Origin of the sequence: Amphritea sp. HPY (genome assembly GCF_050870985.1) — a bacterium.
Classification (GTDB): domain Bacteria; phylum Pseudomonadota; class Gammaproteobacteria; order Pseudomonadales; family Balneatricaceae; genus Amphritea.
Map to the genome: position 1 here is coordinate 3579233 of NZ_CP194015.1, position 22659 is coordinate 3601891.

Below are 22659 nucleotides of genomic sequence, written 5' to 3' on the forward strand. Positions count from 1 at the left end.
TTTTATTGACTGTATTCAACCAGCTCTGCGTACATGGTTGTTGATGTAATCAGAAATAGCGGCAACATCATTGAGATTCAGTTCGAGAAACTTCAGACCAAACTCATATTCGATCTGAGACAAACGCCTGACATGAACCAGCCGACACAGTTTGCTGAACGCCTGACTGGGCAGGTCAAAGCTGAGCTGGTGCTCGCCACCTTCGCCCTGGGAATTTTCCAGAGCCAACGCCTGAGCCAACTCGCCATCGCCTTTAATAGTTACGCCACCAAGGCTGATATCGATAATCCGGGCGTGGGTATTGTCACCGTGAGTTCCAACCTTCACCTCAAGGCTTGTAACAACCCGAGGGTGTAATCGACTATCTGCAAGCACTTTCCACTGCCTCCTTACACTTCCCCCACTCCTTCAAGATTATGATGTTAATTTTAATTTGTCACCTTTTTAGCCGATGATCCGGCTTAATTTCGTAGCATTACGGGTTAAAGCCGCTATTCCATTGGCCTGAAAGCCGCCATCCGGTATAATTTCCGCTCTTTTATCCACCGCAAAACCGGGCATACAACAAGGTTATTCCATGAATCCAGATTTGCAGAAGCTGCAACCTTATCCATTTGAGAAACTGGCTAAGTTGAAAGCGGCCGTTACACCACCTGCCGAACTCGAGCATATCGCCCTTTCCATCGGCGAGCCGAAGCATCCGTCACCTATGTTCGTGATGGAAGAGTTTACTCGCAATCTGGATAAGCTGGCTAACTACCCCACTACGGCCGGCGTACCAGAACTGCGTCAGACTATTGCCGATTGGTGCGGCCGTCGTTTTAACCTGCAGCCAGGTTCACTGACCGCCGCAGATAATGTGTTGCCGGTTAACGGCACCCGGGAAGCGATCTTTGCTTTCACGCAGGCAGCGATCGCCCGTACTCCGGATAGCGAAGACGCACCGTTAGTGGTCTCGCCTAACCCGTTCTATCAGATCTATGAAGGGGCTGCGTACCTGTCCGGTGCCGAGCCTTACTACCTGAGCTGTATCGCAGAAAACAACTTTGTCCCTGATTTCGATGCGGTGCCCGAGGCTGTATGGCAGCGTTGCCAACTACTCTATCTGTGTTCACCAAGTAACCCGACCGGGGCAGTGACTGACGCAGAAACGCTGGCTAAACTGATCAACCTGTCTGACAAGCACGACTTTATCGTGGCGTCGGATGAGTGCTACTCAGAAATCTATTTCGATGAAGAGCAGCCCCCTGTCGGCCTGCTGGAAGTCTGCGCACAGATGGGACGCAACGATTACAAAAACTGTGTTGTTTTCCACAGCCTGTCCAAGCGCTCGAATCTGCCTGGTTTGCGTTCAGGATTTATCGCCGGTGATGCTGCTCTGATCAAACCGTTTCTGAGTTACCGCACCTATCACGGTTGCGCCATGTCTCTGCCGACACAAATGGCCAGCATCGCAGCCTGGAATGATGAAGCTCATGTCCTGGAAAATCGTGATAAATACCGCGCCAAATTTGACGCAGTGATCGAAATACTGTCGCCAGTGATGGATGTTAAGCTGCCGGATGCCAGCTTCTACCTCTGGGCCGGCACGCCGATCGACGACGATACGTTCGCGCAAGGTCTGTTCGAGCAACAAAACGTGACCGTGTTGCCTGGCCGTTATGTATCCCGTGAGTCCGACGGCATACTGCCGGGCGCTGGCCGGGTGCGTATGGCTCTGGTTGCGACTCTGGAAGAGTGCGTTGAAGCAGCGTGGCGTATCCGTCGCTATGTAGAATCCCTGCAAGGATAACTGAGAGGAAAACTACGATGACTACACTGTACGGTATTCCTAATTGCGATACGGTTAAAAAGGCCCAGCGCTGGCTGCAGGCAAACGGTATTGAATTCAGTTTCCATGATTTCCGTAAAGACGGTCTGGAACAGCAACAACTGGAGCAATGGGCTGCAACCCTTGGCTGGGAAACCCTGCTAAACAAACGCAGCACCAGTTGGCGCCAACTGGACGACGAGATAAAAAACAACATTGATGAACAGAGTGCGATCCGCGAAATGCTGATTAGCCCAACCCTGATCAAGCGCCCTTTACTGGAGCTAAATGGTCAGTACCAGGTGGGTTTTAAAGAAGCCAACTACGCGTCCCTGTTCTGATTCAAATTTATACGTTCTATGGAGTTACAAACGATGACAACTTTTGCATTTGGCCTGGGTATTGGCACTCAATCTTCCACTGGCGAACTATTAGAAGTTTACTTTAACCAGCCTCTGCTGAACCCGTCTGATGAGCTGATCAAAGCAGTATCCGACAAGCTCGGTTACACCGGTGGCAATCAGGCGATCGAACTGAACGCAGCACAACTGACCGATCTGGAAGGTGCATTCCTGTCCGTTGACGCTGAAGACCAGGCCGAGATCGTTGAGATCTGTAAAGGCACCGCCCAGCCGATGATCCTGACCATTCTGGAGACGGATGCTGATCCTGAAACAACGGCTGAGGTTTACCTCAAGCTATCCCTGCTGTCCCAGCGTCTGGTCCAGCCACACGGCCTGAACCTGAACGGCATGTTCGGTAAACTACCAAACGTTGCCTGGACTAACGAAGGCGCAATTTCCCTGGCCGATCTGCCAAAGCGTCAGCTGGCCGCCCGTGCCCAGGGTCGTATCATCGATGTTCACTCGGTTGATAAGTTCCCGAAAATGGCTAACTACGTTGTTCCTGCTGGCACTCGTATTGCTGCAACTTCCCGTGTTCGTCTGGGCGCTTACGTCGGCGAAGGCACTACCGTAATGCACGAAGGTTTCATCAACTTCAATGCCGGCACTATGGGTGTAAGCATGGTTGAAGGCCGTATCTCTGCAGGCGTTGTAGTCGGTAACGGTTCTGACCTGGGTGGCGGCTGCTCTACTATGGGTACACTGTCCGGCGGTAACAATGTGGTTATCTCTGTCGGCGAAAACTGCCTGCTGGGCGCTAACGCTGGTCTGGGTCTGCCACTGGGCGATCGCTGTACTGTTGAAGCAGGCCTGTACGTTACTGCCGGCTCTAAAGTCAGCCTGCTGGATGACCAGAACAACGAAGTCGGTACAGTAAAAGCAGCTGATCTGGCTGGCAAACCTGACCTGCTGTTCCGTCGCAACTCGCTTAACGGCCGTATCGAAGTGAAGACCAACAAGTCTGCAATCGAGCTAAACCAAGAGCTGCACGCACACAACTAAGCAAGCCTGGTTGTACCTGCCGGGATACTGTCACAAGACGGTATCCCCATTCCCCCGCTAAAGTATTCCCTAAGGTATTTCGATGACCACTCACTCCCCCACTGTTGAACTCGCTAAGGCACTGATCTCTCGCCGCTCAATCACTCCGGAAGACGCCGGTTGTCAGGAGCTTCTGATCGAACGCCTGGTAAAGATGGGTTTTCATATCGAGCGACTGCAGTTTGAAGAGGTTACTAACCTGTGGGCTCGCCGGGGTACCGAAGGACCACTATTCTGCTTCGCCGGGCATACCGATGTAGTACCAACCGGTCCGGAAGAGAGCTGGGATCACCCTCCGTTTGATGCCGTCATTGAAGAAGGTTTTCTCTACGGTCGCGGTGCTGCCGACATGAAAGGCGGACTAGCAGCTTTTATGACCGCTCTGGAACGCTTTATCGAGCACCACCCGGATCATGACGGCTCTATCGCATTGCTGATCACCAGCGATGAAGAGGGCCCGTTCGTTAATGGCACGACCCGGGTTATCGATCATCTGGAAGCACGCAACGAAAAGATCACCTGGTGCATCGTCGGCGAGCCTTCCAGCACCACATTGGTCGGCGATGTGATCAAAAACGGGCGTCGTGGCTCGATCAGCGGCGATCTCACTATTCGCGGTAAGCAGGGCCACGTTGCCTATCCGCACCTGGTAGAAAATCCTATCCACCTGTCAGCTCCGGCACTTAATGATCTGGCGACAGAAAAGTGGGACGACGGTAACGAATTCTTCCCGCCAACCAGCTTCCAGGTATCCAACATTCACGCTGGTACCGGTGCGACCAATGTTGTTCCGGGGCATATTGATGTGCAGTTTAACTTTCGCTTCTCAACCGAAGTGACTGCCGATGAGATTAAGCAGCGCACCCACGAGATCCTCAATCGCTACGGCCTGAACTATGACATTAAGTGGATCCTGAGTGGCAATCCGTTTATCACCGGGCGCGGCGACCTGGTAGACGCCTGTGTCGACTCAATCAAAGCGATCACCGGACTGGATACCGAACTTTCAACCTCCGGTGGCACCTCCGACGGTCGCTTCATTGCACCAACCGGCGCCCAGGTAGTAGAGCTCGGACCGATCAACGCCACTATTCACCAGATCAACGAACGGGTTAAAGCAGAGGATCTTGATACGCTCTCTTCCCTGTATGAAAACGTTCTCGCACGCTTGCTCAGCACGAACAGCCGGCAGGTCTGATTATGACTGCTGATCAATTCCAACTCAGCTGCCCGGTCTGCAAGCTGCCACTGATGGGTGATAACAAGCGCCTGGAATGCACTAACAGGCACAGTTACGATGCCGCAAAGCAAGGTTACTGGAACCTGTTGTTAGCTAACCAGAAGCGCTCTAAAGATCCCGGCGATAATGCCGAAATGGTGCAGGCCCGACGCAGGTTTCTGGAGCTAAACTATTACCGGCAACTGGCCGATACCGTTGCCCGCAAGATAACAACACTGACCAGCTCTACCGAAAGCCCTCGCATTCTCGATATGGGCTGCGGGGAAGGCTACTACACGCAAAAGATGCAACAACAGCTGAGCGATTCAAATCCGCAGGCACAGCTGGCCGGACTGGATATCTCGAAGCACGCAGTCAAGGCGGCCTGCCGCCAGGACAAGAACATTCTCTGGCTGGTCGCTTCAGGCGCTAATATTCCTGTCGCTGATCACTCATTAGATTTAGTCAGCCTGCTGTTCTGTCGCCTGATGCCAGAAGAGCTCAGCCGGACCATCAAGCCCGGTGGCGATCTGCTGATCGCCTATCCGGGAGAGCAACATTTGATCGAACTGCGGGAACTGATTTATGACCAGGTACGCAACTCTGGTTTTAATCCGGCCCAGACCCTCGGCGATGACTTTTCATTCCAGGACACCGAAACCATCAACTATCGCTTTACACTTCCCGATCAGCAGCAGATTCAGCAACTGCTTGCCATGACTCCCCATGGCTGGCGCATCGGTCAGGCGGCAAAAGACAAACTGGCACAACTGGACAGCCTGGAACTGACGCTCGACGTTCAACTGGCCCGGTTCAGCCGTCGCTAGGCCGTTATGCACAACAACTCCCTGAAACATCGTTTACGCTTACGTCTGATCCATCGCGCCGATAACGTACGGCAGAACCTGAACATTCTGCTAGTCGGCATCGGCTTGTTTATGCTGGGCTTTATTCTGCTCGTGGTTACCGAGTTTTTGCTACAAAGCTCACTGGCACAAGAGGTAATCGCACTGGCCGGACTGATCACTGCTATTATCGGCGCAGCTGTAGCGGCTTTCGGGTATATTAGCCTGAGCGTCTTACGCATCTTCCGTTTTCTGTTAACCGACAATTCATCTGAGCAGGATTATGAGCGATAACCAACGTCATCCGGATATTGAAATCTACATTAAAGACCGCTCTCTGGAGCAGATTACCCACTGGCTGGAATCGATCTGCAAGCAACTGGAAAACGAATACAACCAGGGACAGGTACATCATTTCGTTGCCCGGATGGATACGCAGACAGTACCCGTTATGATCCATGAGAAGGTATCCGGTAAGGCCTGGACCAGCGTCTGGTTCAACTCAGACCAGAGCCCGTGGCAGAAAGACCTGGATTGCGCCCTGCAGGCAGCTGAACAGCTCGACACTCAGGTTCGCTGCATCGCCGGCGGCTGGAATACCGGCGACGATCCGGATGAATGGTGGAAAGTTGAGAGCACTGGCGAAACCAGTAAGATGGTGTGGCAGACCTGATATACGACACTCAAGCCCGAGCAATAACTCTACTTTAAGCGACGGCGCTAAACTGCTGGCCCGACCTGTCGATCTCATCGACCATCAGACGACCGGCAGAAGCCAGACCCACCCGGGCAAAGTAATCGGCACTGAGATTTTCATTCTGTGGCGTTGCCGCCTGCATATTCAGGTGACTCAGCAAATAGGCAAAGTCACCCTGCCTATCCTCGTTCACAGCCCGATTAAGCCGCTCAACCACCTCTCCACTATACAGGCTATCCGGATCAGGATAGCTCAGCGCGTTATCGGGTAAGCTGAATTCAGCGCTGCTGCGCTGCGCCTTCTTAGTGGCCAGATCTTCTGAGGTTGTAATCAAGCTCAGCAGCATAGAAAACTCGGCACCACGCCCCTCATGCACCGCATGGGCGAGTGACGAGGTATAGGTTTCTATCTGTTGCTCAATCCGTTCAATCTGCATGAAAAACAACTAATATTTTTGCTAAAGTAAGGTTCAGACTATTTCGGCTTTTAATACCGATTCTTTAGTAAATTCTAGAGGTTATTACTTATTCATGGGACGCTATCGCACACCCGCCGCACCGAAATCCCGCTATATCACAGCCGTTGGCGCCAAAGCACTGGATGACGAGCTGAAATACCTGTGGAAAGTAAAGCGCCCGGAAGTAACCCAGGCAGTAAAAGAAGCCGCGGCCCAGGGTGACCGATCGGAAAATGCTGAATATATTTACGGCAAAAAACAACTGCGTGAGATCGATCGCAGGGTACGCTACCTGTCGAAACGACTTGATGTACTGACAGTAGTTGATCGCCTGCCGGAAGACCGGGGTACCGTCTTCTTCGGCGCCTGGGTAACCATTCTCGATGAACAGGAACAAAAGCACCGCTATCGCATCGTCGGCCCCGATGAGCTGGGTGCCGAAGATGGCTATATCAGCATGGACTCACCGATGGCGCGGCAACTGTTAAAAAAACACAGAGGCGACGAGTTCTTTATCCGTAAACCGGATAACAGTGAAATCTGGTACGAAATTATCGACATCGAATATATAGCTGACTGATATGGCCAAACGGCGGATAAAAATCTAGTTTATGGCGCAGCGCTTATACGATGCTCCTGGCGGATATATCGCGACGAGAGAATCATCCTACTCAATAATGATCGGAACGCATGAGAGAGGCGCTAACCAGCGCCCCTGAACACTTCGCAGCGATCATTACCTGGTACGAATTTCAGATATAAAAAACCACCTCTGCTGGCGTGCTTATATGTAGTTTTACCGGATATTATCGCGACGGGGGCGTCGCTCCCACAATGATGATCGGAGCGCATGCAGGAGGCGCGCTAGCATGCCCTTTGGGTACTTCGCGGCGATCATTGCTTGGTACGAATTTCAGGCATAAAAAAACCACCTTACGGTGGCATTCTTATATGAAGTGGTGGGTCGTATAGGATTACTTCGCCCTTCGGGCCGTCGTCGCAGGCTTCAACGTTGTCTCGCAGACAAGCTGCTCGGCTCGAACACTCTCTAATCAAGATCAGGGTTCTCATCCTATCCTCACCACAAATTCCAGGCATAAAAAACCACCTAACGGTGGCTGGTCTATATGATGCCCTTGGTATCGCTGGGTCGTATAAAATAGCTTTACTCAAATCGCAGGCATAAAAAAACCACCCTACGGTGGCATTCTTATATGAAGTGGTGGGTCGTATAGGATTCGAACCTATGACCAATTGGTTAAAAGCCAACTGCTCTACCAACTGAGCTAACGACCCACACCGAACTTCATTCCCATCCCACTCACTTTCGCAAAACCTGAAGTTTTACAGAAGAAGTGGTGGGTCGTATAGGATTCGAACCTATGACCAATTGGTTAAAAGCCAACTGCTCTACCAACTGAGCTAACGACCCATCTGGCTCCTCGAGCTGGACTCGAACCAGCGACCAATAGATTAACAGTCTACTGCTCTACCAACTGAGCTATCGAGGAACACTATTCTCACTTATGGCGGAGGGGCAGGGATTCGAACCCTGGGAGGGCTATTAACCCTCGCTGGTTTTCAAGACCAGTGCTTTCGACCACTCAGCCACCCCTCCAGTGAGGACGCGTATATTAAAGGATTTGGCCGGACTGTCAATAGTTAACCGGCTGAAAATGTAGATTTTTTTAAAGCTAACTTTACAGCCCCCCAGAACCGCTCCAATACGCGAAAAGAAACCCTCATGATCTCAATTAGTTCCGAGACTGTACTTCTGCCCGTAGCTGTCACTTTTACGATATTCACCCGGGGTCATACCGGTCCATTTCTTGAACGAACGAAAGAAAGCAGAAGGCTCATCAAAGCCCATCAGCGCAGCCACATCATTGATCGACAACTGAGGTGAGTCCATATAGTTCACCGCCGCTTTCTTACGGCACTCGTCTTTAATCTTCTGATAGGAGGTCTCCTCTTCAGACAGTCTGCGCCGCAGAGTCGATACTGACATATTCAGCTTAAACGCAACCTCTTCCGAGCCCGGCAGTTCACGGCTGAAATCTTTACCGATCAGTGCCACAACCTGAGAGGTCAGCGTCTGGTCATTATCCACCATCACAATCAGCTGATACGGTGCGGTCTGCAAAAAGCCGCGCAGGGTTTCATCATTCTGTACGATCGGGTAGTCGAGATAACGGGCCGGAAATACGATCGCATTGTCGTGCTGATCAAACTTTATTTCCGACTGAAACAGGGTTTCATAATGATATGCATCCTCCGGCTGCTCCGACATAAAGTAAGCCGCCTTAAGATCCAGCCGGGTACCGATCAGCCAACTGATAAAGTGGTGCCACATCGACAAACCGGTACGCACAACTTCCGGCGCTTCATTTTGCAGCAACTCGCGTACCTCCTCCTCCGGTACAGTGCTGACCGGGGCAAAAGATATTTTGGCATAACGCCCCTTTCTCACCAGCAGCGGTTTGACCTTAGTACCCCGGCATATCTCATAGAAAGAGTTGCAACGGTAGATAGCCCGTTCCAGCGTGGTACAGTGAATAATGGCATGGCACATCATTCGGAACGTACCATTTGGTACCCGACCACCGGATACCATACCGAAAGACTCATCCTGCGCGTTCCACATGATCCGCTGATAGAGTTGACCGAATTTGACAGCAGAGAACTCTGTTCTCATCTCGACTTCCCGGGGATCAATTCCCAGTTCATCTAACAGTTCGGACAGGTTAAAGCCGTGTTTATCAACCTGCTGCAACAGATATCGGACATAGCCGGATGGTACTGTGATGGTTTTTTCCATCGAATTCACTCTGCTCTGTTTCTGTTGTTATAGAATAATTCAGCCCACAAGCTATTCTTTTAACTTATATCAGTAAAACTCAAAAAAACAGCTGCGACACATTTTGTCAGTAATTATGATGGCAAATGTTATTGTTAATGGACTGCCTGATAATGGATTATCTACCCTACCTTAAATTCATATTCCGATCAGCTCCGCCAGCCAGCACGATGGCCCGGAACGATCTGTTGCTGCATATCGCAGCGACATGCTCGAACAACAATAAAAACGAACTCAAAAGGTGAACGAAATGGCAAAAAGATCGACCAGGATGTCAATTTCCGACGCTCCGGCATTTAAGCCGAACCGTCTGGCTCGCAGTGTGGCATATGGAATTCTCGCCACGACCCTAGCAACCCCGGCTTTCGCAGTCGAATTTAACCTCGGTGAGATCGAAGGCCGTTTCGATTCACAGCTGTCCATTGGTACCAGTATCCGGATGGACGATGCAAGCCCAAGCCTGATTTCTCAGGCTAACGGCGGCACAAGCGCTGGCTCCGGCAGCTATGACGACGCCAATCTGAACTTTGAAGATGGCGACGCTTTTTCAACCGTGTTTAAAGGCGTGCACGATCTGCAACTGAACTATCAGAACTACGGAGCTTTCGTTCGTGGCAAGTACTGGTACGACTTTGAGCTTGAAGATGGCAATCGCCCTCATGGCCACGCGCCGAATGGTTACCAGGCTGGCGCCGGACTGGATGATAGTGACTTCAACGATTTCGCTCAGTTCTCTGGTGCTGAGATTCTCGATGCCTATGTCTTTGGTGAGTTCGATATTAACGACCAACCGCTGGACGTTCGTCTTGGTCGCCAGGTATTAAACTGGGGTGAAAGTACTTTTATTCAGGGCGGTATCAACGTAGTTAACCCTTTCGACGTCAATGCATTTCGCCGGGCAGGGGCAGAAGTTAAAGAAGGCCTGCTACCAGTCAATATGGCATTTGCCTCGCTTGGTCTAACCGACAACCTCAACATTGAAGGTTTCTATCAGCTTGAATGGGAACCCACCGCGATTGATGGCTGCGGTACCTATTTTTCAAGTAACGACTTTGGTGCAGAAGGTTGTGATGGCATCCGCATCAGAAGCACGTTGATCGCACCAACCCTTCAGGCGGACGCTCCATACTTTGATACTGCAAGTGGCTTATTCGTTATAAATCGCCATGCTGATGGACGGCGGGAAGCAGATGATGACGGACAGTTTGGTCTGGCTTTCCGTTATTTCGCAGAAGAACTGAATAATACCGAATTCGGCTTATATTTCGCGAAATATCATAGCCGACTGCCCATCTCCAGCGGTGTAAAATATACAGCAGGGGGAGTACCCGGTGTATTTACTTCGGAATACTATATTGAGTACCCTGAAGATATAAAAATGGCCGGTCTGAGTTTTAATACCAACCTTGGATCAGTTGCCTGGTCAGGCGAAATCAGCCATAAACAGGATGTTCCGGTACAGGTCAACGGGTCCCTTCTCGTTTCAGCAATCCTGACTTCTGGACTAGGCTCTTCAAGCGGTAACGCAGCGGCTGACGCTCTGGTAGCAGCTGCAGCTTCAGGTGAAGAAGTTCAGGGCTACACTGCTTTTGACATAACCCAGGTACAGACTAGCTTCCTGCAGTTCTTTGATAATGTAATGGGCGCCAGCCGCTTAACCGTTATAGGCGAACTGGGCTGGACCCATATCAACAGCTTTGATGAAGATGCTAACGCACTTAAATATGGACGTCATGGCACTTTTGGTTACGCTTCCGGTGAAACTGAAGGTTTTGTAACTGCAGATTCTTACGGTTATGTAGTGCGGGCGAACCTGGCTTATTCCGATGTCTTTGCAGGTGTAAACCTGAAGCCTGAAGTCAGCTTCAAGCATGGCCTGAGCGGCTATGGTCCACAGCCGGGCGCAGCATTTAACGAAGATGAAAAGACCTTGTCGCTGAGTCTGACGGCTGATTACCTGAATCAGTACTCGGTGCAACTGGCTTACACTGACTTCTTCGGCGGTGACTTCAACGCCCTCGATGATCGTGACTTCCTGTCACTCAGTGCCTCAGTGTCTTTCTAATCGCAGCGTCACCAGGAGAATTGATAATGAATTTTAAATCGACGGCCCTGATCCTTGGCTCTGCTATGGGTCTGAGTTTCAGCATTAATACAATCGCGGCGGTATCTGAAGCAGATGCAGCCAGACTGGGCGCCAGCCTGACTCCGATGGGGGCCGAGAAGGCGGGTAATGCCGACGGCTCTATCCCAGCCTGGACTGGCGGCCTGCCAGCAGGAGGCGAGCGCTACACCGACCCTTACGCCTCTGAGCAGCCAGTGCTGACTATTACGGCGGCTAATGCGGCTGAGCATCAGGCAAAACTGACTCCGGGTCAGGCAGCGATGTTTGGTAAGTATCCGGATTCATTCAAAATGAATGTCTATCCAAGCCATCGCAGTGCTTCATTGCCTCAGGCCCAGTATGAAAATGTACGTCACAATGCGGTCAATGCAGAGCTGACCGATAACGGCAACGGCCTTAGCCAGAATACCCAGGAAGGTATCCCCTTCCCGATTCCGCAAAACGGTCTTGAAGTCATCTGGAACCATATGACCCGCTATCGTGGCGGCGCACTGGAGCGTACTTTCGTTCAGGTGCCGGTGCACGAAAATGGCAACTTCGTTCCGGTTAAGATCAATGAGCGGATGTCCTGGCCGGATTACCTGAAGGAGGGACGCAATGGCAAGGATGACAACATCCTGTTCTACTTCACTCAGCAGATTCAGGCACCGGCACGTCTTACCGGTAATGTACTACTGGTACACGAAGCCCAGAACCAGATCGCCAAGCCACGTCAGGCGTGGCTGTACAATGCCGGACAACGACGTGTTCGCCGTGCTCCACAGATAGCCTACGATGCACCAGGTACCGCCTCAGACGGTCAACGGACTTCAGACAACCTGGATATGTTTAACGGTGCACCGGATCGCTATGACTGGAACCTGGTAGGTAAAGAGGAGATCTACATCCCCTACAACAGCTTTAAGCTGGCCGACCGCGATCTGAGCTATAAACAGATCCTGCAGCCGGGGCATATGAACCCTGACTATTCCCGTTATGAGCTACACCGGGTCTGGAAGGTTGAAGCGACTCTGAAAGAGGGTGCCCGTCATATCTATGCAAAACGGGTATTCTACATCGATGAAGATACCTGGCAGGTTGCCGTTGTCGATCACTACGATGGCCGCGGCCAGCTGTGGCGAGTCGGTGAAGCGCATCAGCTGCAATATCAGGATGCCCAGGTACCATGGCTGACCGCAGAAGTACTGTATGACCTGCAATCCGGCCGCTACCTTGTCGGCAGTCTGACCAACGAAGAGGGCGATGGCTTCGACTTCAACGCACGCTTCAAGCATCGCGACTTTACCCCACAGGCAATTCGCCGGATGGGTAAGCGATAAAGCAAACATTGCGGTACAGCTATGCTGTACTGCAATTCTGACTAACTACCAGCAATGCCCAGCAAGCAACTGGTTTGTTACTCAAAAAAAAGGAGCCTGAGGCTCCTTTTTAATATCTATCTTATTTTTATTCTGTCGTTGCACTTTCTTCTTGTTATAGCCGTCGTTGTTATAAGCTCGCGCTTGCCTGCATCTGTGAAGACTGCCGGATGCCCTGATGCCAGGCCGCCATCGCGTGTTCACAACCGCTACAAATCCCGACCCCCAGTTCACGATCAACAATAATCCAATCGCACTTACCATAATCGGTATCACAACTGTGATGATCATCACAGCCGCAGCTGATACAGTGTGCGGGTGTCAGTGGCTTTTTCATTATTTTCTCCCGGAGCTGTTATTTTTATCTCTCCTAGCGCAGGTCTGTAATGATAGGCAATCGGTTTCGATATTACTGTTCAACTAAATGTTTAAATTACATGAAAGATAAACAGCCTTATCTAAGTTGTTATGAACAGGCTTAATATACAGCCTAAAAATCATGATCTACGTCAAACCTTGCGCTGCACCGCAGCATATAATCCAGCTTACTGACTCAGAGAAATAGCGATGAACGGTGTTGAAGTTTTCCGGTGTTATGACGAATTCGGTCCGATTCAGGTATTCGACGAGGGTCCTTACCGCTACCTGACCTTTGGTGAGGGCGGCGAGCAGAGCCGGATTTTAGTCGATACGCCAGCAGTGCCCATCTATCAATACACCCAGGCTATGCTTATGGCTTTGCTGTTTCAGCCAGCACCGGGCCAGGTCACTCTGCTGGGGCTTGGCGCAGGCAGCTTAGCAAACGCCCTGCTGGACTACTCGGACAGTGTTACAGTCACAGCGGTGGAACTCAGGCCGCAGGTTCTGGCGGTCGCACAACGTTGGTTTCAGCTAAGTTCCAGCCCCAGGCTGACGATCCATATTCGTGACGCCTGCCACTATATAAGTCAGTTCAGCCATCAACTGGAGCAGCAGAGCACGGCTGATAACAGCCTTGACGATGCCCCCGCTGATCTGATTTTTACCGATATCTATAGTGATCAGGGTATGCAACATGAACAACTGGACCCAAACTTCATTTTCGACTGCTACACGTCTCTTTCTGATCAGGGCGTGCTGGTACTGAATCTGTGGGACGAAGGCAAAGGCTTTCATCCCCTGGCACGGGAGCGGCTGACACAACAGTTTGGCGAACAATGGATCTACTGCCCGGTCGATAGCGGCAACCTGATTGTGTTTGCTTTTAAGGGCGGGGTACCGGAAATCAGCCAGCGCCGACTCATACCGCTGGCCAATAAACTGGGCAAACAGCTCAATGTGCCGTTCAAACGGCTACTGAACAACCTGCACAGTGCCTGATTCAGGCAACGCCGGAAAAAAGCTGAAAAACCACTTAAACTAAAGCTTAAATTCCAACCGGATTACTGGGATAATCACAGGCATATAGTTTGCCGTAACGGATAGAGAGATTTCTGATGCCACTGTTAGATAGTTTTACTGTAGATCACACCCGCATGAACGCCCCTGCTGTGCGTGTTGCAAAGACCATGACTACTCCTGGCGGCGATACTATCACCGTATTTGACCTGCGCTTTTGCCGCCCTAACGAAGAGATTCTGACTGAACGCGGTATTCATACTCTGGAGCACCTGTTTGCAGGGTTTATGCGTGACCACCTGAATGGCAACGGTGTTGAGATTATCGATATCTCACCAATGGGTTGCCGCACCGGTTTCTACATGAGCCTGATCGGCACTCCTGAAGAGCAAAAAGTTGCCAATGCATGGCTGGCGGCGATGGATGACGTACTGAAGGTAGAACAGCAGAATCAGATTCCAGAGCTTAACGAGTATCAGTGCGGTACTTATGAGATGCACTCCCTGGAACAGGCCAAGGCGATCGCTGAAGATATCAAAGGCAAAGGCATCGGCGTCAACAGCAACGCCGAACTACAGCTGGATACCGAGTTCCTGAAAGATCACTCGTAAGCAGTTCAGATCAAGATAGCTTTTAAAACGGAGCTGCGCTCCGTTTTTTGGTTTATAAAGAGAGGCCCAGCATGGCAATGATCGGCAGATATAATAATCTGGAAGTAGTGAAAGAGGTCAAATTCGGCGTCTATCTTGACGGTGAAGAACTGGGTGAGATCCTGTTACCCCAGCGCTACGTTCCGGAAAACACTCAACCCGGCGACCGCCTGGATGTGTTTATCTATCTGGATTCAGATGACTACCTTATCGCTACCACAGAGAAGCCAAAAGCCCAGGTCGGTGAATTTGCCTGTCTTAAGGTTGCCGACCTGAATCGTACCGGCGCTTTTTTTGACTGGGGTCTGCCGAAAGATCTGCTGGTCCCCTTCAGCGAACAGAAAAAGACTGTCGAGAAAGATCAGGAACAGATCGTCTATGTCTACCTTGATCAGGAAAGCGATCGTATTGCCGGCTCCACTAAACTGAATAAATTTCTCGATAACTATCCACAGAAATACAGTAAAGGCCAGCAAGTCGATCTGATCATCGAAGATCACACCCATATCGGCTATAAGGCGATCATTAATGGCCAGCACTGGGGCGTGGTCTATGACAGCGACGTCTTCAAGCCACTGCGCTACGGCCAGAAGATGAAAGGCTTTATCAAGCAGATCCGGCCCGACGGCAAGATCAACCTGAGCCTGCAGCAGCTTGGCTATGGCAAGACCGATGACCTGACTAAACGTATCCTGCAGCAGCTGAACGAACATGATGGTTTTATTGCAGCCAACGACAAGGCCTCACCGGAGATGATCAAGAAGCTGTTCGGCTGCAGTAAAAAAGCCTTCAAACTGTCGATAGGCCGTCTCTATAAAGAGCGTAAGATCGCAATTGAAGAGCGCGGCATTCGCCTGATTGAGGAGTAGCTATTCAGCCGGCATAAAGCGATTCTGAACTATGCTGCCCGGTATGAGCTCTTAGCAATAATGACTGAATGGAGACTAAGCTATGAAATTCAAAGGTTTGTTTACTTTTATCATTGCAGCGACACTGGTGAGTCCGGTCAGCGCCCACAACCAGAAAGATGCTGGCAAGAAACCCCAACATCAGGATAAGCGCAGCGAACAACAGCTGCAGCAACAGCAACGCGCTACTGAGCGAGCTGACGAGATGGAACAGCGACGTGCGGCGTGTATTAACAACTCTGAGGCAGCCGAATGCGCGGGCTTACAGAAAGGTCGCAACAAGAACTCCCAGGAATAACTTATCCCGATAACCGGGCATCGCCTAGAATCGGATGCCCGATCGCACCACCGGTGATGACCGGGCTCAACTCCATAGACACCCCATTGAACTTATTCACTAACAACCTGATTTATTTCTGCCAGCTACTGATTATCCATACTGATCTTCGTTACAATTAGCATTTTTTGGGGCGGGAATATTTCGATGACATCAGTGGACAATTCCGGCTGGAAGCCAGCCGTATTAATTATCTGTAATGTGGCAGCACTGCTGTTGTTCACCAGTTGGTTGCTTGAGCCTACCCGCAGCTTCTGGCTCTACCTGGATAATCAAAGCTTCTGGGCCATGAATAACTCTCTGGCCTGGGGCGAAACCTGGCAGAAGATCTGGGCTATCGCCAATAACCGGGCGTTCGATCTGGTTGCCGCTTTCGCTATGCTGTCTCTGTTTGCCTATCCGGCGCTGATCAGTGACCGCAGTAACCAGCGCCGCTATATCGCGATTTTTGCCCTGGCCATTCTGACTGTCCTGATCTTTATCACTATCGGCAAAGAGATCCCGGTAGACCGGGTCAGCGCCACCACTGACTATAAAGATGCGCTGCGCCTGAGCCAGCTGGTACCGGATATTCCAACCAAAGACATTGCTTCTGATAGCTTTCCCGGCGATCACGGTCTGGTGCTCTTCATCTTTGCTGGCTTTGCCTGCTACTACCTGAGCCGTGCTGCCGGAGTTCTGGCCTGCCTGTTTATGGTGGCTTTTGCCCTGCCCCGCCTGATGAGCGGCGCGCACTGGCTTACCGATGAGATCGTCGGTGCAGTATTCCTCGGCACAATTGCACTAAGCTGGGTATTTGCTACCCCGCTAGGCTATAAAGTGGTCAACTGGATCGAACAAAAAATCCCACGCTGGTTAAAAATCTGAGCCTTCAACAAATCATCGAGAAACGGCATACCGATAATCGGATGCCGTTTTTTATTGCCTTGAAAAGATCGGACTGCGCGCTACAAAAAACAGGAGAATACAGGAAAACCCTGATAAACTAATCTACCCATCGTCTGTGGATAATTTTCTGATGTCTCAAGCCCTGATTATCTCCGCTGCTAAAACCGTTGATGATAGCGGTTGCCTGCAACAAAGCCTGCAACTGGAAGCCCGTATCAAGACTCTGGGTTACAGCCCGGTTCAGCTCACTATTGATCCTCTCAAAACCCCCTGGCACAGCCCTGAAGCAGAGAACCACTTTCGTAGCGGCTGCGCCCCTATTGAGGCCCTGCATAGGGCGAAAGAGCTTATCAACAACGGTACAGATGTCGTGGTTATCAGCGGTAAAGATGACCTCAAAAGCGGTTATGAACGGGATGAGAGACTCAACCTGATGGCGGTCTATGGGGAAGATTACCCACTGACCCACGCTTATAATGATCTGGCTGAACTGTTTATCCACCGTCATGGTGCCGATGCAGCCCTGTTCCACCAGCTGGCCCACCACCTGTTCGAAAATTATAAGTGCAGCTACCGTAATGCGATTTCCGACACGCTGGCTGCCGAACAACTCCCGGATGAGCGTTGGTACAACCATATCACTCCGCTGTTCCGGGGTGTTGATATAGCCAACCCTCTGATCGACTTCGCCGGCCGGGTTATTCTCTGCAGCAAAAAACTGGCAGATGAACTGAGTATCCCGCAGCAAGAACAGATCGATGTCTGCGGAGTCGGACTCGGATTTCTGCCCGGTGACGGCAAGCAACATGTCGAAGATATCGTCAGCTATCAACATCTCGAAACAGCCTACCAGACAGCCTGTGACACTGCCGGTATCGATTTCGCAAATGAGTTCCGTAACGGTAACGCACTGCTTGAAACTTATACCTGCTACCCGGTAGTGCCGATCGCTTTTCTGCTCGCCAGCGGCTTAGTCGATCTGCTGCAGGATATCCCCGACTTTCTTGAACAACACCGGATTACGATTACTGGCGGCATGAACCTGGCTAAAGGTCCGTGGAACAATCCGGCTCTGAACAGCCTGATTGAGATGTACCATCAACTTACCAGCAGCGATCAGACGATTGGCGCAGTGCATGGTAACGGGGGCCTGGGATACAGACAGGGCGTGGCCATCCTGAAGCAAACTACAGATCAGGTTTAGAGCGCAGCAGATTACAGCCAGCAGGCGCTCTGCAAAGTGTTTATAAACCCATCACAAGTTATCCACGCATTCTGTGGATAAGCTTTGGGGAAAACCATGCATAACCTGAAAAACGCCCCTAAGAGGCCCGTTATTGCTAGGCTCTACTATAACGAGCACTTTCTATTCAAGTGCTGTTAAATCACTGTATGGGTGGTTTCAGCACAGGCATAAAACAGACAATCGCTCTGTGCTATCACCGGATTTGTAGTCACCATAAACAGCTTCAGCCGTTGTGCAGAATATAAGCCCTCACTACGCGCCAACAGGTAGTGTGATAAGCGATCAGTACCATCAGCATCATGCACTTTCAGCACATCCAACCCTTTCGGACCAAGCCAGCCGAGTCGGGTCAGCGCGGGAATCGCACCGAAGTTTAGCTTTTCCACATCGAACGGAACTGTCAGATCGGCCCCGGCAAGCGGCTGATCGGCATAGGCGATTTTTACCCCCTCATTGAGTTCAATGCGTACCGCATTGTGATACAGATCCATCGGTACCTGCGGCTGCTTAATCAACTGTGTATTAAACAGATAATCCTGCAGGCCCTGCTTTGCAGTTACATCAGATTCCGGCTGATTGGAACCGCCGCATTCGATAGTAACCACCGGACGCTCTACGGTGCTCAGTTCCATCAGGGCACCGAGCCTCAGACTGGTCAGAATCAGGCGTTCGGTAAACAAACTCACCAGCGCTTCATGGGCATCACAGGCGTAGGTAACAACACCAAACGACGGACTCATACCCGAGGTATTGTGAATATCAAGGACCGCCTCTGGCTGGTAATGTTCAAGGATGCTGATAAATTGCTCTGCTATCCTTCCCTGATGATCTTCATAAGGCGGCTCAAAACAACGGTTCATATCCCGCTGTCCAGGAATCATACGGTGATGAAAAGGCGGCTCATGCAGCGCCGCTTGTACCGAAGCAATAAGACAGATGATTCTTACCGCAGGTGTTTTACCACTGCGCAACCATTCCAGAATGGCTTTAGTCCCAGAGGGTTCATTGCCATGCAGTAAAGTGGCAATAGCCCGGCATCTGCTGTTATCTTCGCCATCAATTACAATCAGGGTTGGTCCGCCAAGCTGGTGCAGGAACTGTAAGCAACTTTCGGCTAAGGTATGAGGTGCCGGATTATGCAAGAAATGGATCGGCTTATGCTTACGGTGGTGTCCTGATACGGACATCAGATATTCCCCCATTCCGATACTGGCCGGTTCTGCAGCGAGTTTTCGATATAATGCTCCAGCAGGCAGCGCAAGGCCCGGCGTTTAACCATAGAACGGGATAAGCGGCTGTACTGACGTAACTGCCAGCAAGCACCATTAGTATTAGCATCCAGTCGCCGCTCGATTATCCCCAGATAATGCTCAGCTTCAGTTTTGCTTATACCTGCCGCGTGTAAACCTCGTCTTGCGATCGGCATTAGCTCTTTGACTATTTCAACTGCGGGCAGCCGGGTTAGCTGTTCACGAGGCCCTTTCGGCCACATTAAACGGGCATTGATACCTTTTTCAGCCGCATGATAGAAATTGTATTCCAGTGTATGGAAAGGCAGGGCCGGGATAATATCCTCCATTCTGTGGCATAGCCCTTCAGCCAGCCCAATAGTCAGCGCCGCGTTGGCCATCATATCACTGGCACTGGGCCCGGCAGGCAAAGCCCGCATCTCAATGCGCAGATGACCTCCGTCACCCGGATCATAGATAGGACGATTCCAGGGCCATACAGTGCCCTGATGAAGAGTCAGTTCAAATAGCGAGGGAATCTGGCCTTCAGCGAGTAAACGACGCGCGCTCTCCCGACGACATACAGGGATTATTGGTTTATGCAGGTAAACGTTTTCAGCAAAGAGTTCATAGGCACCGTGGCGTACCCAACCATGACCAAAACTGACCCGGTCCGGCTCTCCGGTCTTACCTGAATTATGACCGCAACCATCAATAGCGTGTTTAAACAGCGGAATTCTGGTTTCATGCCAGAGCCGATTACCCAAAAGAAAGGGGGAGTTCGCAGAGATAGCCAATACCAACGGCGTTACCAGTTGAATCGCATTGTAACTGGCAGCAAATCGTTCAGGACTAACCCGGTAGTGCATCTGCATCGAAGTGTTAGCCCCTTCCAGCGTCACATCATTAGCACGCAGAGAGATCGGCTCTGGGCCATCAATCTTGATCGAGATGGTCTCACCACGCATCTCCGCCAGAGCCTTAGTCAGGGCATGGTAACGGGACAGGTCCGTCATCGCATGTAAACCGAAGTCACAACGCTGCAGCGTCGGCAGGATACCAATAGGAACAACCCGGCCGTTATGCTGCCGGGCAAGCTGATTGAGTGTCTCCAGTACACTGAGAATCTCGCGCTCAATCAAAGAGAAAGGCGCTCCGCTTACCGCTACCGGCGTAAGGTTATACTCGAGATTATAACGATTCAGTTCCAGGGTTAACTGTGGATCTCCCAGTTCTTTCTGGATCTGTGTATTAACCGGCAACGGGCGCCCCTGGTCATCAACAATATAGAGCTCCAGCTCTGCGCCTACCGTCGCGTCGCCTTCGCCAAATCCAGGCCGTTGCAACAGCTGTTGAAAAGCATCCAGATTATGGAATAGCTTACTGGTGAAGCGCTCGAACTCCTGACCGGTAAATTCAGATTTTTTTATCTCAAGTCCCATATCCTGATCGTCTCAATATGGCTTGCGGGAAACCTGGAAGGAAATATACGGGAGGAGTGAACAACTCCCTTATTAACAGGTTTACATAGTAGTTAAGACGCTCAAACCTGATAGAGCAATGTTTGTTCACTCGCAAAATTAATCGAGATCAACTTGTCCCCAGTTTTTGTGGATAACCTATGGGGAAAATCCGGGATAAGCCTGAGATCAGAGCCACAGCCCGCACCGTGTCTGCATCGGTAAAAATCGCTCAGTTTATATTCAGCGCTGTCACAAGACTGTCAGGTAACGCTGCTAAGAGGTCAGCGAGGCGCTAAGTGAAAATAATTCTCAAACGCTATTGATAATGATTATCATGTAGATTAATATCTATCTCGCTCGTAAGTGGTTGGCAGAATACTCTCACCTCACCGGTATTCTGTCATAGGAGAAGGGGTCTGATTTGGCCAGGCCCCTTCCCCGCCTCCGTTCAGGGTGGTTGCGGGGAAACTGTGAATTGGCTTTGCAGTCTTTCCTCACTCTGTCGGCAAGCAACAAGCTCTTGTCATAAGTATTTACCGGGTGCTCTCACCCGGTTTTTTTTGCCTTTTTTCAGGCCTTCCTGCCTTATTTCGCTACCAGATAGCCCCCCGATACAGAGCTAGCGATAACATGCAACAGGACTCAACTCAGTTAACAAAACTCCTGATCTTCTTTGGCGGAGGTCACGGCTATACCATGGCGCTGAAAATGTTAGCGATGGAGAAACCTGCCGGCGGGCTACTACAGCAATGCCCGCTGATCGATGTGAAGATATTCAGGCCCGGTTGATCGAAGCGGGTTATAGCGATGCCACGGTGATCGGTACTGTTATCGCGACTGAATCAGAATCAGACTCCGTACAGGTCGCCAGCGTGACACTAAAATAATAAAGCGACGCCAGGACCTCAGAAATATTCACTGATGGAGTCCAGCTTCAGAGAGGTAATATAGCGCTGAATTAGCTCTTTGCCCTCAGCAAATGAAAGGCCAAGCTGTTTTTCATTGGCCAGCACCGCCATCAACTTACCTTTAAGCTGGGCAGGCTCATCATCAAAAGGCAGCTGCAGACTGAGCGATACATCCAGATCATCATCTTTCGCCTGCAGTAAAGTTACCTGATCTATCTCTTCTGTTAGCTGGCACAAACCACCACTCTGGCTGAAATTAATCATTACACCTGAGAGATTAGTTTCACCCACCGTTATCTTCGCCGGCAAAGTACAGGGATAACGGGGCTCCTTGCGTAACATCCGGCCCTGCACCAGTTTCGGGTATGTACTCATCAGCAATCTACTGCCCTGCACAAACAGATCCATAACATCCGTTTCAAAGGCGTAAACATGGCCGTTAGAAATCAGTCGCATTACCAGCTTACGTTTTTTAAAAAAAGTATCCCGATAGATCAGTTCTGCACTGCCCATCTCGCTCTTTTTTAACTGAGATATCGACGGCAACCGGCTAATAATCACGTCGCTATCAACGCCGACAAAACGGGTCACGTACTTCATCGTGCCATTAGCATCACTCACCTGAAGCACCGCACCGCTTTCAATTGGCGGTAGTTTTTCCAATGTCTTATTCTCAGGCATCACCGTCCCCCCCGGGCGTTATACTGATCCGGCTGACTGTCCAAATCACATAAATATACCTTAAGATTTACACAGCCCCACAAGCAGGTCAAAAAGGAGATGCCCATTTTGGTATTTTCAGTTTTATTTCAGCCGCCGGGTATATCGTGCAGGGATAAA

24 protein-coding genes, 4 tRNA genes and 1 other RNA gene are annotated in these 22659 nt (G+C 50.8%); 17 read left to right on the forward strand and 12 right to left on the reverse strand.

The features are described 5' to 3' along the window. Positions 1–15: 15 nt before the first annotated feature. The gene (locus ACQUQM_RS16015) at positions 16–375 is read right to left on the reverse strand and encodes a PilZ domain-containing protein (RefSeq protein WP_432470885.1); all 360 of its coding nucleotides are present in this window, start codon (positions 373–375) and stop codon (positions 16–18) included. Between the two features lie 202 nt (positions 376–577). On the opposite strand from ACQUQM_RS16015, the gene dapC reads away from it, so the two are divergent. The 7 genes from dapC to ACQUQM_RS16050 all read left to right on the forward strand — a co-directional run bounded on the left by dapC (position 578) and on the right by ACQUQM_RS16050 (position 5992). Beyond that, positions 578–1792: a succinyldiaminopimelate transaminase gene (gene dapC / locus ACQUQM_RS16020; protein ID WP_432470886.1), complete on the forward strand. Its 1215-nt coding sequence runs from the start codon at positions 578–580 to the stop codon at positions 1790–1792. 17 nt (positions 1793–1809) lie between these two features. Continuing rightward, positions 1810–2151: an ArsC family reductase gene (locus tag ACQUQM_RS16025; RefSeq protein WP_432470887.1), complete on the forward strand. Its 342-nt coding sequence runs from the start codon at positions 1810–1812 to the stop codon at positions 2149–2151. 33 nt (positions 2152–2184) lie between these two features. Further along, entirely contained in the window at positions 2185–3216 is a 1032-nt protein-coding gene (gene dapD, locus ACQUQM_RS16030) for a 2,3,4,5-tetrahydropyridine-2,6-dicarboxylate N-succinyltransferase (protein WP_432470888.1), read from the forward strand. Positions 3217–3298: 82 nt separating this feature from the next. After that, entirely contained in the window at positions 3299–4453 is a 1155-nt protein-coding gene (gene dapE, locus ACQUQM_RS16035) for a succinyl-diaminopimelate desuccinylase (RefSeq protein ID WP_432470889.1), read from the forward strand. Positions 4454–4455: 2 nt separating this feature from the next. Beyond that, on the forward strand, positions 4456–5301 hold the full coding sequence (locus ACQUQM_RS16040; protein ID WP_432470890.1) for a putative RNA methyltransferase: 846 nt from the start codon (positions 4456–4458) through the stop codon (positions 5299–5301). A gap of 6 nt (positions 5302–5307) precedes the next feature. Beyond that, complete coding sequence (locus ACQUQM_RS16045) at positions 5308–5613, forward strand: hypothetical protein (protein ID WP_432470891.1); 306 nt, start codon at positions 5308–5310, stop codon at positions 5611–5613. Then, complete coding sequence (locus tag ACQUQM_RS16050; RefSeq protein ID WP_432470892.1) at positions 5603–5992, forward strand: hypothetical protein; 390 nt, start codon at positions 5603–5605, stop codon at positions 5990–5992. Before ACQUQM_RS16045 ends, ACQUQM_RS16050 begins: the two co-directional genes overlap by 11 nt. A 34-nt stretch (positions 5993–6026) precedes the next feature. On the opposite strand, the gene ACQUQM_RS16055 is transcribed toward ACQUQM_RS16050, so the two are convergent. Next, positions 6027–6452: a hypothetical protein gene (locus tag ACQUQM_RS16055; protein WP_432470893.1), complete on the reverse strand. Its 426-nt coding sequence runs from the start codon at positions 6450–6452 to the stop codon at positions 6027–6029. A 94-nt stretch (positions 6453–6546) separates the two neighbouring features. On the opposite strand from ACQUQM_RS16055, the gene greB reads away from it, so the two are divergent. Continuing rightward, complete coding sequence (greB, locus tag ACQUQM_RS16060) at positions 6547–7053, forward strand: transcription elongation factor GreB (protein ID WP_432470894.1); 507 nt, start codon at positions 6547–6549, stop codon at positions 7051–7053. Between the two features lie 377 nt (positions 7054–7430). On the opposite strand, the gene ACQUQM_RS16065 is transcribed toward greB, so the two are convergent. The 6 genes from ACQUQM_RS16065 to ACQUQM_RS16090 form a co-directional block, all read right to left on the reverse strand. Then, positions 7431–7565: non-coding RNA, RtT sRNA (locus ACQUQM_RS16065), on the reverse strand. Between the two features lie 128 nt (positions 7566–7693). After that, positions 7694–7769 (reverse strand) — tRNA-Lys (locus ACQUQM_RS16070). A gap of 60 nt (positions 7770–7829) precedes the next feature. Further along, a tRNA-Lys gene (locus ACQUQM_RS16075) sits at positions 7830–7905 on the reverse strand. A 3-nt stretch (positions 7906–7908) separates the two neighbouring features. Next, positions 7909–7984: transfer RNA gene (locus tag ACQUQM_RS16080), tRNA-Asn, on the reverse strand. Positions 7985–8000: 16 nt separating this feature from the next. Then, a tRNA-Ser gene (locus tag ACQUQM_RS16085) sits at positions 8001–8091 on the reverse strand. 132 nt (positions 8092–8223) lie between these two features. Then, positions 8224–9291, reverse strand: a complete 1068-nt coding sequence (locus ACQUQM_RS16090; RefSeq protein WP_432470895.1) for an AraC family transcriptional regulator ligand-binding domain-containing protein — start codon at positions 9289–9291, stop codon at positions 8224–8226. 289 nt (positions 9292–9580) lie between these two features. Here ACQUQM_RS16090 and ACQUQM_RS16095 point away from each other — a divergent pair, with 289 nt between their 5' ends. Both ACQUQM_RS16095 and ACQUQM_RS16100 read left to right on the forward strand, forming a co-directional pair. Further along, a complete protein-coding gene (locus tag ACQUQM_RS16095) occupies positions 9581–11395 on the forward strand; it encodes a DUF1302 domain-containing protein (protein WP_432470896.1) in 1815 nt (604 codons plus the stop codon). A 26-nt stretch (positions 11396–11421) separates the two neighbouring features. Next, positions 11422–12774, forward strand: a complete 1353-nt coding sequence (locus tag ACQUQM_RS16100) for a DUF1329 domain-containing protein (RefSeq protein WP_432470897.1) — start codon at positions 11422–11424, stop codon at positions 12772–12774. Positions 12775–12943: 169 nt separating this feature from the next. Here ACQUQM_RS16100 and ACQUQM_RS16105 read toward each other — a convergent pair whose 3' ends face one another. Beyond that, the gene (locus ACQUQM_RS16105; protein ID WP_432470898.1) at positions 12944–13150 is read right to left on the reverse strand and encodes a hypothetical protein; all 207 of its coding nucleotides are present in this window, start codon (positions 13148–13150) and stop codon (positions 12944–12946) included. A gap of 230 nt (positions 13151–13380) precedes the next feature. On the opposite strand from ACQUQM_RS16105, the gene ACQUQM_RS16110 reads away from it, so the two are divergent. The 6 genes from ACQUQM_RS16110 to ACQUQM_RS16135 all read left to right on the forward strand — a co-directional run bounded on the left by ACQUQM_RS16110 (position 13381) and on the right by ACQUQM_RS16135 (position 18177). Beyond that, positions 13381–14172 carry a spermidine synthase gene (locus tag ACQUQM_RS16110; RefSeq protein ID WP_432470899.1) on the forward strand — a complete coding sequence of 264 codons (792 nt, stop codon included), beginning with the start codon at positions 13381–13383 and terminating at the stop codon, positions 14170–14172. 116 nt (positions 14173–14288) lie between these two features. Further along, complete coding sequence (luxS, locus tag ACQUQM_RS16115; protein ID WP_432470900.1) at positions 14289–14801, forward strand: S-ribosylhomocysteine lyase; 513 nt, start codon at positions 14289–14291, stop codon at positions 14799–14801. Between the two features lie 77 nt (positions 14802–14878). Beyond that, a complete protein-coding gene (locus tag ACQUQM_RS16120; protein ID WP_432470901.1) occupies positions 14879–15709 on the forward strand; it encodes a CvfB family protein in 831 nt (276 codons plus the stop codon). Between the two features lie 82 nt (positions 15710–15791). Beyond that, positions 15792–16046 carry a hypothetical protein gene (locus ACQUQM_RS16125; protein WP_432470902.1) on the forward strand — a complete coding sequence of 85 codons (255 nt, stop codon included), beginning with the start codon at positions 15792–15794 and terminating at the stop codon, positions 16044–16046. 186 nt (positions 16047–16232) lie between these two features. Continuing rightward, on the forward strand, positions 16233–16952 hold the full coding sequence (locus ACQUQM_RS16130; protein ID WP_432470903.1) for a phosphatase PAP2 family protein: 720 nt from the start codon (positions 16233–16235) through the stop codon (positions 16950–16952). A gap of 151 nt (positions 16953–17103) precedes the next feature. Then, on the forward strand, positions 17104–18177 hold the full coding sequence (locus ACQUQM_RS16135) for a hypothetical protein (RefSeq protein WP_432470904.1): 1074 nt from the start codon (positions 17104–17106) through the stop codon (positions 18175–18177). 176 nt (positions 18178–18353) lie between these two features. Here the strand turns inward: ACQUQM_RS16135 and ACQUQM_RS16140 are convergent, their stop codons facing one another. Both ACQUQM_RS16140 and ACQUQM_RS16145 read right to left on the reverse strand, forming a co-directional pair. Further along, positions 18354–19406 (reverse strand): hypothetical protein, encoded by a 1053-nt coding sequence (locus tag ACQUQM_RS16140; RefSeq protein WP_432470905.1) that lies wholly within the window; start codon positions 19404–19406, stop codon positions 18354–18356. Then, entirely contained in the window at positions 19406–20890 is a 1485-nt protein-coding gene (locus ACQUQM_RS16145; protein WP_432470906.1) for a glutamate--cysteine ligase, read from the reverse strand. Before ACQUQM_RS16145 ends, ACQUQM_RS16140 begins: the two co-directional genes overlap by 1 nt. A gap of 770 nt (positions 20891–21660) precedes the next feature. Between ACQUQM_RS16145 and ACQUQM_RS16150 the strand changes: the two genes are divergently transcribed. Beyond that, the gene (locus tag ACQUQM_RS16150; protein ID WP_432470907.1) at positions 21661–21798 is read left to right on the forward strand and encodes a hypothetical protein; all 138 of its coding nucleotides are present in this window, start codon (positions 21661–21663) and stop codon (positions 21796–21798) included. A gap of 18 nt (positions 21799–21816) precedes the next feature. Here ACQUQM_RS16150 and ACQUQM_RS16155 read toward each other — a convergent pair whose 3' ends face one another. Further along, complete coding sequence (locus tag ACQUQM_RS16155) at positions 21817–22500, reverse strand: PilZ domain-containing protein (RefSeq protein ID WP_432470908.1); 684 nt, start codon at positions 22498–22500, stop codon at positions 21817–21819. Positions 22501–22659 lie beyond the last annotated feature (159 nt).